This window comes from Citrobacter sp. wls826, assembly GCF_005281245.1.
Lineage (GTDB): Bacteria > Pseudomonadota > Gammaproteobacteria > Enterobacterales > Enterobacteriaceae > Citrobacter > Citrobacter braakii.
The window spans coordinates 249,131-261,166 of sequence record NZ_SZWS01000053.1 but is presented as its reverse complement, the minus strand read 5'-3'; the positions used below and the strand labels follow the sequence as shown (position 1 = coordinate 261,166).

Genomic DNA, 12,036 nt, shown 5'->3' with positions numbered 1-12,036 from the left:
GCCCGGTAAGCGTCAGCGCTACCGGGCCTTTTGCCGGATGGCGGTTAACGCCTTATCCGGCCTACAGGTCGTCCTGCCCTTGTTACAACCGCACCGAGTCGATATGCCAGATGTTTTCGGCGTACTCTTTGATCGTCCTGTCCGACGAGAAGTAGCCCATGTTGGCGATATTAATCATCGACTTGGTGGTCCACTCTTCCGGGTGGCGATACAGTTCGTCAACCTTATCCTGGCAGTCAACGTAGCTGCGATAATCCGCCAGAACCTGATAGTGGTCGCCAAAGTTGATCAGCGAGTCAACCAGGTCACGATAGCGCCCCGGCTCCTCAGGGCTGAATACACCGCTGCCAATCTGCGTCAGCACCTGGTGCAGCTCTTCGTCTTTCTCGTAATACTCACGCGGCTTGTAGCCCTGGCTGCGTAAGGCTTCGACCTCTTCCGCCGTATTACCAAAGATAAAGATATTTTCTGCGCCCACATGCTCCAGCATCTCGACGTTGGCACCGTCCAGCGTCCCAATGGTCAGCGCACCGTTGAGGGCAAACTTCATATTACTGGTACCAGAGGCTTCGGTCCCGGCCAGCGAAATCTGCTCAGACAGGTCGGCAGCAGGAATAATCACCTGCGCCAGGCTGACGCTGTAGTTAGGAATAAACACCACTTTCAGCTTGTCACCAATTTGCGGATCGTTGTTGATCACTTTCGCGACGTCGTTGATCAGGTGAATGATGTGCTTCGCCATATAATAGGCCGAAGCCGCTTTACCGGCGAAGATATTCACACGCGGCACCCACTCGGCGTCAGGATCGGCCTTAATGCGGTTGTAGCGGGTGATCACATGCAGCACGTTCATCAACTGGCGTTTGTATTCGTGAATACGCTTGATCTGCACATCAAACAGCGATTTCGGGTTCACCACCACGTTAAGCTGCTGGGCAATGAGCGTTGCCAGACGCTTTTTATTCTCCAGCTTCGCACGGCGCACCGCCTGATTTACTAGCGGGTAATCGCAGTGCTGTTCAAGCTCGCTTAGCTGGCTGAGATCGGTTCGCCAGGTGCGACCAATGTTCTCATCCAGTACCTCAGAGAGCGATGGGTTAGCCAGCGCCAGCCAGCGGCGCGGCGTCACGCCGTTGGTGACGTTACAGAAACGAGTCGGGAAAATCTTCGCAAAGTCAGCAAACAGCGACTGCACCATCAGGTTGGAGTGCAGCTCAGAAACGCCGTTAACCTTGTGGCTCACCACCACTGCGAGCCATGCCATTCGCACCCGGCGGCCATTGGATTCATCGATAATCGACGTCCGTCCCAGCAGACTGGTATCGTTCGGATACTGTTCCTGCAACGTCTTCAGGAAGTAGTCGTTAATCTCAAAGATGATTTGCAGATGGCGCGGCAGAATTTTGCCCAGCATATCGACAGGCCAGGTCTCCAGCGCTTCGCTCATCAAGGTGTGGTTGGTATACGAGAAGACCTGGCAGCAGACCTCAAACGCATTATCCCAACTGAATTTATGCTCATCGATCAGCAGACGCATCAGCTCAGGAATCGACAGTACCGGATGGGTGTCGTTGAGGTGAATGGCGATCTTATCTGCCAGGTTGTCGTAGGTTTTGTGCAGTTGATAATGACGGTTCAGGATGTCCTGCACCGTGGAGGAGACCAGAAAATACTCCTGGCGCAAACGCAGCTCGCGTCCTGAATAGGTGGAGTCATCCGGATACAGCACACGGGAGACGTTCTCGGAGTGGTTTTTATCTTCCACCGCCGCAAAGTAGTCGCCCTGGTTAAATTTACCGAGGTTGATTTCGCTACTGGCCTGGGCATTCCACAAGCGCAGCGTATTGGTGGCGTCTGTGTCATAACCGGGAATAATTTGGTCGTAGGCTACCGCGAGGATCTCTTCAGTTTCTATCCAGCGCGTTTTCTTGCCTTCCTGCTGAATACGCCCGCCAAAGCGCACTTTGTAACGCGTATTGTGGCGTTTGAATTCCCACGGGTTACCGTATTCCAGCCAGTAGTCCGGTGACTCTTTCTGTCGGCCATCAACAATGTTCTGTTTGAACATGCCGTAGTCATAACGAATACCGTAGCCGCGTCCCGGCAGACCCAACGTTGCCAGTGAGTCCAGGAAGCAGGCCGCCAGGCGCCCGAGGCCACCGTTGCCAAGACCAGGGTCGTTTTCTTCATCGATCAGATCTTCAAGATCCAACCCCATACCTTCCAGCGCATTTTTGACATCGTCATAAATACCCAACGATAACAGTGCATTGGAAAGTGTGCGGCCAATCAGAAACTCCATTGACAGATAATAAACCTGTCGAGTTTCCTGGGATAATTGCGCACGGTTAGAACGCAGCCAGCGCTCCACGAGACGATCGCGCACCGCGAACAACGTGGCGTTCAGCCACTCATGTTTATTGGCAATAACCGGGTCTTTACCAATCGTGAACATCAGCTTGTAGGCGATAGAATGCTTAAGTGCCTCTACGCTGAGTGTGGGCGATGCATAAGTAAATGGAGCATTCATATAGGTGATTCCTGGATATCTATTTCAAACGATAGTAAAGCTCACGGTATGACTTCGCCGCGACTTGCCAGCTAAAATCCATGGTCATGGCCTGACGTTGTACAAACCGCCACAGCGAAGGCCGGGACCACAATACGAAAGCACGCCGAATCGCGCGTAGCAGCGACCAGGCATTACTATCTTCAAATACAAACCCACTGGCGATACCATCCGCCAGGTTTTCCAGCGAACTGTCAGAGACCGTATCAGCCAGCCCACCGGTGCGCCGCACCAGCGGCAGCGTGCCGTACTTCAGTCCATACAACTGCGTTAAGCCACACGGCTCAAAACGGCTGGGGACCAATATAACGTCGGCCCCACCCATGATGCGGTGCGAGAAGGCTTCGTGATAGCCAATCTGTACGCCCACCTGTCCCGGATGTTCCGCCGCCGCGGCGAGGAAACCTTCCTGTAAAACCGGATCGCCCGCACCAAGCAATGCCAGCTGTCCACCCTGCTCTAACAACCCCGGTAGCGCTTCCAGCACCAGATCCAGCCCTTTCTGACTGGTCAGGCGGCTGACTACGGCAAATAACGGCACTTTGTCGTTAACCTTAAGTCCCATCGCGATCTGTAGCTGGCGTTTGTTCTCCGCCTTCTCTTCCAGCGTTTCACGCGTATACCGCGACGCCAGCAGCAGATCGGTTTCCGGGCTCCAGATTTTTTCATCAACGCCGTTCAGCACACCGGAAAGACGTCCTTCACGATGACGCTGCTGCAACAGACCTTCCATGCCGTAGGCAAACTGCGGCTCGGTAATTTCCCGCGCGTAGGTCGGACTGACCGCCGTAATGTGGTCGGCGTAGTACAACCCGGCCTTCAGGAAAGAAATCTGCCCGTTAAACTCCAGTCCGTGCACGTTAAAGAACGACCATGGCAATTGGATGTCATCCATATGCTTTGCATAAAACATGCCTTGATACGCCAGGTTGTGCACGGTGAACACCGATTTCGCCGGATGGCCGCGCGCCGCCAGATACGCCGGGGCCAGACCGGCATGCCAGTCGTGCGCATGCACCACATCCGGGCGCCAGAATGGGTCAAAGCCACAGGCCATTTCACTGCCGACCCAACCCAGCAGCGCAAAACGCAGCACGTTATCGGTATATGCAAACAGGTTAGTGTCGTGATACGGGCTACCGGGACGGTCATAGAGATGCGGCGCGTCAATCAGGTAAATGCCCACACCGTTGAAATGCCCGAACAACAGCGTAATACGTCCGGCGAAGGTATCGCGACGCGTCACTACCTGCGCATCGGGAATGCCGCGACGGATATCAGGAAACGCCGGGAGCAGCACGCGGGCATCCACACCGTCCGCGATTTGCGCTGCGGGTAACGCCCCAATAACATCCGCCAGTCCCCCGGTTTTTAACAAAGGGAACATCTCTGAACAAACGTGTAAAACCTGCATTATCGCTCCTGTTTGATCTGCAGTTTGCGCAGCATTTCACGCGTGACCAGTACAATACCTTCCTCTGAACGGTAGAAACGACGAGCATCTTCTTCCGCGTTTTCACCAATCACCATGCCTTCAGGAATAACGCAGGCGCGGTCGATAATGCAACGACGTAAGCGGCACGAACGTCCCACCCACACTTCAGGTAACAACACTGCCGAATCAATGTTACAGAATGAATTCACCCGCACTCGCGGGAACAGAACGGACTGCACTACCACCGAACCAGAAATAATACAGCCGCCGGAAACCAGCGAGTTCAGCGTCATTCCGTGGCTACCGGAACGGTCCTGAACAAATTTCGCCGGCGGCAGTGATTCCATATGCGTACGGATTGGCCAGTCCTGGTCGTACATATCCAGTTCAGGCGTCACCGAAGCCAGATCGAGGTTTGCTTTCCAGTAGGCTTCCAGCGTTCCCACATCGCGCCAGTACGGCTCGGATTCCGGGTCAGACTGTACGCAGGACAATGGGAATGGATGAGCATATGCCATGCCAGCTTCGGTGATTTTCGGGATGATGTCTTTGCCAAAATCGTGACTGGATTTTTCATCGAGATCATCTTCCGCCAGCAGTTCATACAGATAATCGGCGTCGAAGATGTAGATCCCCATACTGGCAAGCGATTTGGTCGGATCATTAGGCATCGCTGGCGGGTTGGCAGGTTTTTCAACGAACTCGATAATTTTATCGGTGTCGTCCACGTCCATTACGCCAAACGCGCTGGCCTCTTCAATAGGCACAGGCATACAGGCCACTGTGCAACGCGCGCCTTTCTCAACGTGGTCGATCAGCATGCGTGAGTAGTCCTGCTTATAAATATGATCGCCCGCGAGGATCACCACATATTCCGCTTTATAGCGTCGAATGATGTCCAGGTTTTGGGTCACCGCATCCGCCGTGCCACGATACCAGTTTTCACCCTGCATCCTCTGCTGGGCAGGCAGCAGATCGACGAACTCGTTCATCTCTTCACTAAAGAACGACCAGCCGCGCTGAATATGCTGCACCAGCGTGTGTGACTGGTACTGAGTGATCACGCCGATACGGCGGATCCCGGAATTAAGACAGTTGGATAAGGCAAAATCGATAATGCGGAACTTACCGCCAAAGTGCACGGCAGGCTTGGCACGCTTATTGGTTAAATCTTTCAGGCGAGTACCGCGGCCACCGGCCAGGATCAGGGCAACAGATTTTAATGGCAGCTGGCGCGCCAACATTACACGATCGTTCTTCTCTAAACTTACCATGACTAACTCCTTTTTATCTTCTCTGGAACACACACAGTCCGTGCGCAGGTCCCTGCCAGACCGCCGTAAGCACCGGATTATCCTCTCCGGCAAATGGGGGAATGGCGTGCCATTCCCCTTCAGGTAAAACGATATCTGTCACCTCAAGCGTGGCGTTTATTGCAATCAGGAAACGATCTGAAAGCAGGATTTGCATCTGCCTCGGGCCGTTATGCCACTCATCCGCACTTAAGGGTTGTGCGTACTTATTCAGCCAACGAACATTGCCATCGCCCTCTTCCCACCAGCAATCGCCTGTTAATGCAGGTATTTGCCGACGCAGATGAATCAACGCGGCGGTAAATGTGGTTAGCCCACTGTTTGCCTGCTGCCAGTCCAGCCAGGTTAAGGCGTTATCCTGGCAGTAAGCGTTATTATTACCGTGCTGGCTATGACCATGCTCATCACCCGCCAGCAGCATCGGCGTCCCCTGGGAGAGCAACAGCGTGGTTAGCAGCGCATGAATGCTGTCGCGCCGCCGCTCAATCAGGTCCAGCGAGCCGCCTAATCCTTCTTTACCATGATTGTCACTGTAGTTATTGCTAGTGCCGTCGCGATTTTCCTCACCATTCGCTTCATTGTGCTTATTTGTGAAGCAAACGCAGTCGCGTAGCGTAAAACCGTCATGCGCGGTCACCAGATTGACCGTGGCGCTGGGATTGCGGCCCGGGCGTTTAAACACGTCGCTGGATGCGGCAAAACGTCCGGCAAACTCGCCCAACGAAAGATTACGCTGGAGCCAAAAACGTCGCGTCGCATCGCGGAAATGGTCATTCCACTCGGCAAACGGCGGGGGGAAATTCCCCACCTGATACCCGCCTTCACCAATATCCCACGGTTCCGCAATCAGCTTGGCGCGTGAGAGCAGCGGACAGTTTTGGATCGCGGTAAACAGCGGAGCATCCTGACGAAACTCAGGCGTACGCCCCATGACGGAAGCCAAATCAAAACGAAAACCATCCACATGGCAGGTTTCAACCCAGTAGCGCAGGCACTCGCATGCGTATTCCACAACGCCAGGATGGCTCAGATTGATGGTGTTCCCACAACCGGTCCAGTTGTAGTAATCGCCATCATCTCTGATCCAATAATAGCTACGGTTATCAATTCCGCGCAGCGAGAAGACAGGTCCTTCGAGATCCAGCTCGGCGCTGTGGTTCAAAACGATGTCGAGAATGACCTCAATACCCGCTTTGTGCAGCGCTTTTACCGCGTCGCGAAACTCATCAAGCGCACTCTCCGGCGAGCTGGCATAGGCCGGATGCAGCGCGTACATCGCCACCGGGTTGTAGCCCCAGTAGTTTGACAGGCCCAGCCGCTGAAGCCGCGGTTCGCTGGCGAAATGCGCCACCGGTAACAGCTCCAGTGCGGTAATGCCGAGGCGCTTGAAATAGTCGATCATCACCGGATGACCCAGCGCTTTGTAGGTCCCGCGAATTTCTTCCGGCAGGTCAGGATGCAAATACGTCAGCCCTTTGACATGCGCTTCGTAAATTACGGTATTGCCCCACGGCGTGCGCGGCGGGGCATCATCCTCCCAGTCATAATGGTCGGACACCACCACGCCCTTCAGCGCGATGGCGGCATTATCATGATGATCCGGTTCATTCAGCCCACCGTGCAGCAGTGGGTTATCTTTTAACTCGCCATCCACCCGACGCGCGCAAGGGTCAAGCAGCAGTTTCGCCGGATTAAACCGGTGGCCCTGCTGCGGTTGCCACGGACCATGTACGCGATAGCCATAGCGTAGACCGGGACGGGCGTTGGCCAGATAGCCGTGCCAGACATCGCCGCTACGCCCCGGCAGGTCGTAGCGGAGTTCGCAGCCTTGCTCATCGAATACGCATAATTCAACGCGTTCAGCGTGGGCCGAAAAGAGGGTGAAATTGACGCCATGGCCGTCATACGTTGCACCATGGGGGGTGGCGTTGCCGGTTGCCAGTTGCGTCATTATCCCTCCCGCACCAGCCAGATCGTTGCCAGCGGTGGCAACGTCAGGCTCAGTGAGTGCTGACGACCATGACTGGCGATTTCATCGCTGTGTACCGCGCCGCCGTTACCGGTATTGCTACCGTGATAATGCATCGAGTCGGTATTGAGGATCTCGCGCCATTTGCCCGGCTGATTGATACCGAAGCGATAGCCGTGGCGAGGTACTGGCGTAAAGTTGCTGATAACGATGATTTCATTACCGACTTTGTCACGACGAACGAAAGCCAGCACCGAACGTTCTTTGTCATCCACCACCAGCCACTCGAAGCCATAAGCGTCAAAATCAAGCTCGTGCAGCGCTTTGTGATGACGATAGGTAAGGTTCAGATCGCGCACCAAACGCTGTACGCCGTGGTGCCAGTTATCGCCGCCTTCCAGCAGATGCCAGTCGAGGCTGGCGTCATGGTTCCACTCACGCCCCTGAGCAAACTCGTTGCCCATAAACAGCAGTTTCTTGCCCGGGAAGGCCCACATCCAGCCGTAGTAGGCGCGCAGGTTGGCAAACTTCTGCCATGCGTCCCCCGGCATGCGATCGAGAATTGATTTTTTACCGTGTACCACTTCATCGTGCGACAGCGGCAGGACAAAGTTTTCGGTGTAGTTGTACAGCATGCCGAAGGTCAGCTTATCGTGATGGAACTGACGATGAACCGGATCCAACTTCATGTAGTCCAGCGTGTCGTGCATCCAGCCGAGGTTCCACTTATACCAGAACCCTAAACCGCCCATATCCTGTGGCCTTGAAACGCCGGCAAAGTCGGTGGACTCTTCCGCCATGCTCACGGCCCCCGGCACCTGCTCGCCAAGAATACGGTTGGTATTGCGTAAAAACTCAATGGCTTCGAGGTTTTCACGACCGCCAAATTCGTTCGGGACCCACTCCCCTTCTTTACGGCTGTAGTCGCGATAAATCATCGACGCCACGGCATCTACGCGCAGCGCATCGATACCAAAACGTTCAATCCAGTACAGGGCATTGCCTACCAGATAGTTACTGACTTCACGGCGACCGTAGTTGTAGATCAGCGTGTTCCAGTCCTGGTGATACCCTTCGCGCGGGTCGCTATGCTCATACAGATTGGTGCCATCAAACTCTGCCAGACCAAAGTCGTCCGACGGGAAATGGCCCGGCACCCAGTCGAGAATGACGTTCAGTCCGGCCTGATGCGCGGCATTCACAAAATAGCGGAAATCATCACGCGTCCCGAAACGACGGGTCGGCGCATACATACCGGTAGGTTGGTAGCCCCAGCTACCGTCGAACGGATGCTCATTAATCGGCAACAGTTCGAGATGGGTAAAGCCCATCCACTTGACGTAAGGCACCAGTTGATCCGCCAGTTCGCGGTAGCTCAGCCAGAAGTTGTTATCGGTATGACGACGCCATGAGCCCAGGTGCACTTCATAGATAGAGATCGGCGCATCAAACTGGTTGGCTTTTTTTCGCTCCTCGCTTTGCACCACTTTTTCCGGCAGACCGCAGATAAGCGACGCGGTTTCCGGGCGCATTTGCGCTTCGAAGGCGTAAGGGTCCGCTTTGATTCGCAGCTTACCGTTCGCATCGATCATCTCGTATTTATACAGTTGACCATGCTGCGCGCCGGGGATAAACAGCTCCCAGATACCGCTTTCTTTGCGCAGGCGCATCGGGTGGCGACGGCCATCCCAATAGTTGAACTGCCCAACCACTGACACGCGTTGAGCGTTAGGCGCCCAGACGGAGAAGCGCGTACCGGTTACGCCATCCATGGTATCCGCATGCGCGCCCAGCGTTTCGTAAGGTCGCAAGTGCGTACCTTCAGATAGCAGCCAGGCATCCATATCCTGGATCAGCGGGCCAAAACGATAAGGGTCATCAATCAGATTCTCCTGTCCATGCCAGACAACAGCTAACTGATAGCGAAAGAAATTTTTACGGCGGGGAAGTACAGCACAGAAAAAACCGCGAGAGTCGAGGCAGTCCAGCTTGCCGACTTTGCGTCCGGTTTTGGGTTCGATCACCCACACTTCGGTGGCGTCAGGTAATAGGGCGCGGACTTCAAGTCCAGCGTCAGTTTGGTGCATACCGAGTACGGAAAAAGGATCCGCAAAATGGCCTGCAATTAGCGCATTAATCACGTCTCTATCGATACGAACGGACATGGTTGTCATCCTGTTTTATGGTGTCACGCCTTCCAACTGATCTTCGACATCAGGTAGTGACACTTTTTTTGACCTGAACGGCGCAGCACAATTGTGCATCCTCTCTGCGTCGTCCCACCTTCAGGCAACAACTTAATACCTCCGGTACTAAGTCACCCTTAAAGAATAGCCAATGCTTTATCTTACTCCTGGTAAAAAATGAAACATCTGCGCTTACTCCTGTATTACGCAAAAAAATGGGTGACTCAGCACCCATTGTTAAAACACGCAATCACTCTGCCGGAAAGCCGTATTGACTGATCCGGCCAGGTGGTTCGCGTCGTTTGTAGGCCTGATAAACGTGGCGTCATCAGGCAGTCCCACATTACGCCAACTGACGCAGCATACGGCGCAATGGCTCTGCAGCCCCCCACAGCAACTGGTCGCCCACGGTAAAGGCTGACAGGAACTCCGGTCCCATATTCAGCTTACGCAGACGGCCTACTGGCGTGGTCAGCGTGCCGGTAACGGCCGCCGGGGTTAACTCACGCATGGTGATATCCCGATCGTTTGGCACGACTTTGGCCCACGGATTGTGCGCTGCCAGCAGTTCTTCCACGGTCGGAATAGACACATCTTTTTTCAGTTTAATGGTGAACGCCTGGCTGTGGCAGCGCAGCGCACCGACGCGCACGCACAGACCATCAACCGGGATCACGGAAGAGGTGTTAAGAATTTTGTTGGTTTCAGCCTGTCCCTTCCACTCTTCGCGGCTCTGACCGTTATCAAGTTGTTTGTCGATCCACGGAATCAGGCTACCGGCCAGCGGTACGCCAAAGTTATCAACCGGCAGTTCACCGCTGCGGGACAGGGTCGTCACTTTACGTTCGATATCGAGAATAGCAGAGGAAGGGGTTGCCAGTTCATCGGCCACATGGCCATACAGATGACCCATCTGGGACAGCAGTTCGCGCATATGGCGCGCGCCGCCGCCGGAGGCCGCCTGATAGGTCGCCACAGAAACCCAGTCAACCAGGTCATTGGCAAACAGGCCACCGAGGGACATCAGCATCAGGCTAACGGTACAGTTACCGCCGACAAAGGTCTTAATACCTTTGTTCAGGCCGTCAGTGATGACATCCTGGTTAACCGGATCGAGAATGATGATGGCATCGTCTTTCATACGCAGCGAAGAGGCCGCGTCAATCCAGTAACCCTGCCAACCGCTTTCACGAAGCTTTGGATAGATTTCGTTGGTATAATCGCCGCCCTGACAGGTCACGATGATATCGAGCGCCTTCAGCGCATCCAGATCAAAAGCGTCCTGAAGCGTGCCGGTCGCGGTTCCACCGAATGTCGGTGCCGCCTGCCCGAGCTGGGAAGTAGAAAAGAAAACAGGGCGAATGGCGTCGAAGTCACGCTCCTCAACCATGCGTTGCATGAGAACAGAGCCGACCATACCGCGCCAGCCGATAAAACCAACATTTTTCATAGCGTTTTTTTCCTGCAGAGATGTGTGCTGTGTATGCTAACCAGTATCCTACTGGCCTATCCTTCACCATACAAAAAGCAGCCAAAGTCGCAAGTGAAATTAATCAATGATAGCGAAGCCATCAGTAATGCGACTTATCTCGCTGCGCAAGCAAGCAGAAAGTCCGTGGTAATAGTAAGGGAATTTGAGTTATGAATGAAATTATTTCAGCGGCAGTTTTATTGATCCTTATTATGGACCCGCTCGGAAATCTGCCCATTTTCATGTCCGTATTGAAACATACCGAACCCAAACGCCGCCGCGCGATTATGATTCGCGAGCTGTTTATTGCGCTGTTGGTGATGCTGATATTCCTGTTTGCTGGCGAGAAAATACTGGCATTTCTTAACCTGCGCGCGGAAACCGTTTCGATCTCCGGGGGCATCATTTTGTTCCTGATCGCCATTAAGATGATTTTCCCCAGCGCCACCGGGAATAGCACCGGGCTTCCGGCAGGCGAAGAGCCGTTTATCGTGCCACTGGCGATCCCGCTGGTAGCCGGTCCGACAATCCTGGCTTCATTAATGCTGTTATCACATCAGTATCCGAACCAGATGGGGCATCTGGTGATTGCTCTGCTGATCGCCTGGGGTGGTACTTTTGTGATTTTGCTGCAGTCGTCGCTGTTTTTGCGTCTGCTGGGCGAGAAAGGGGTGAACGCACTGGAGCGCCTGATGGGGCTGATTCTGGTGATGATGGCTACCCAGATGTTCCTCGACGGCGTAAGGATGTGGATGAAGGGGTAATCTCTCCTTTTTGGCTCAGATAGCATGTTACCCGGAGAACAGTTCCGTTCACGTTATGCTCATTGCTTCTCTGAGATCTCGTCACCAGTGAACGTGTTAAGGGGGCTACGCAGCCCCCTTAACAATCCAGGCTCTCCGGCACCGCTGTAATTTCAGGTATTCCTTACACTTTTAACTCGCTGAAAAAACGTATTTTCATTTCTGCGAGATGCCTTCCGGAATGCCCTCTTGTCAGCATCGCGGATAAACATTATCTTCTCGCTGCACCTGCAAAATCAGGTGCCAGAATTAGCCTTCTGAAAATCATACTGGCGACATATACTTCTATG

General features: G+C 54.0%; 7 protein-coding genes. 1 reads left to right on the top strand and 6 read right to left on the bottom strand.

Annotated features, from left to right (window positions below; all coding sequences use genetic code 11):
• Positions 1–82 precede the first annotated feature (82 nt).
• The 6 genes from glgP to asd form a co-directional block, all read right to left on the bottom strand.
• Entirely contained in the window at positions 83–2,530 is a 2,448-nt protein-coding gene (glgP, locus tag FDW87_RS13685; protein ID WP_016154813.1) for a glycogen phosphorylase, read from the bottom strand.
• A gap of 19 nt (positions 2,531–2,549) precedes the next feature.
• Positions 2,550–3,983, bottom strand: coding sequence for a glycogen synthase GlgA (gene glgA, locus FDW87_RS13680; RefSeq protein ID WP_016154814.1), 1,434 nt, complete (start codon positions 3,981–3,983; stop codon positions 2,550–2,552).
• Complete coding sequence (gene glgC, locus FDW87_RS13675) at positions 3,983–5,278, bottom strand: glucose-1-phosphate adenylyltransferase (protein ID WP_016154815.1); 1,296 nt, start codon at positions 5,276–5,278, stop codon at positions 3,983–3,985. The genes glgA and glgC overlap by 1 nt, the downstream gene beginning before the upstream one ends.
• Positions 5,279–5,291: 13 nt before the next feature.
• Positions 5,292–7,268 (bottom strand): glycogen debranching protein GlgX, encoded by a 1,977-nt coding sequence (glgX, locus tag FDW87_RS13670; RefSeq protein ID WP_019078135.1) that lies wholly within the window; start codon positions 7,266–7,268, stop codon positions 5,292–5,294.
• Positions 7,268–9,451: a 1,4-alpha-glucan branching enzyme gene (glgB, locus tag FDW87_RS13665; RefSeq protein WP_016154817.1), complete on the bottom strand. Its 2,184-nt coding sequence runs from the start codon at positions 9,449–9,451 to the stop codon at positions 7,268–7,270. The genes glgX and glgB overlap by 1 nt, the downstream gene beginning before the upstream one ends.
• 364 nt (positions 9,452–9,815) lie before the next feature.
• Positions 9,816–10,922 carry an aspartate-semialdehyde dehydrogenase gene (gene asd, locus FDW87_RS13660; protein ID WP_016157652.1) on the bottom strand — a complete coding sequence of 369 codons (1,107 nt, stop codon included), beginning with the start codon at positions 10,920–10,922 and terminating at the stop codon, positions 9,816–9,818.
• Positions 10,923–11,113: 191 nt separating this feature from the next.
• On the opposite strand from asd, the gene yhgN reads away from it, so the two are divergent.
• The gene (gene yhgN / locus FDW87_RS13655; protein WP_003023480.1) at positions 11,114–11,707 is read left to right on the top strand and encodes an NAAT family transporter YhgN; all 594 of its coding nucleotides are present in this window, start codon (positions 11,114–11,116) and stop codon (positions 11,705–11,707) included.
• The last annotated feature ends 329 nt before the right edge of the window (positions 11,708–12,036 follow it).

Coding starts and splice junctions, on each gene's coding strand:
- glgP (WP_016154813.1), bottom strand. CDS start 2,530: ATGAATGCTCCATTTACTTATGCATCGCCCACACTCAGCGTAGAGGCA.
- glgA (WP_016154814.1), bottom strand. CDS start 3,983: ATGCAGGTTTTACACGTTTGTTCAGAGATGTTCCCTTTGTTAAAAACC.
- glgC (WP_016154815.1), bottom strand. CDS start 5,278: ATGGTAAGTTTAGAGAAGAACGATCGTGTAATGTTGGCGCGCCAGCTG.
- glgX (WP_019078135.1), bottom strand. CDS start 7,268: ATGACGCAACTGGCAACCGGCAACGCCACCCCCCATGGTGCAACGTAT.
- glgB (WP_016154817.1), bottom strand. CDS start 9,451: ATGTCCGTTCGTATCGATAGAGACGTGATTAATGCGCTAATTGCAGGC.
- asd (WP_016157652.1), bottom strand. CDS start 10,922: ATGAAAAATGTTGGTTTTATCGGCTGGCGCGGTATGGTCGGCTCTGTT.
- yhgN (WP_003023480.1), top strand. CDS start 11,114: ATGAATGAAATTATTTCAGCGGCAGTTTTATTGATCCTTATTATGGAC.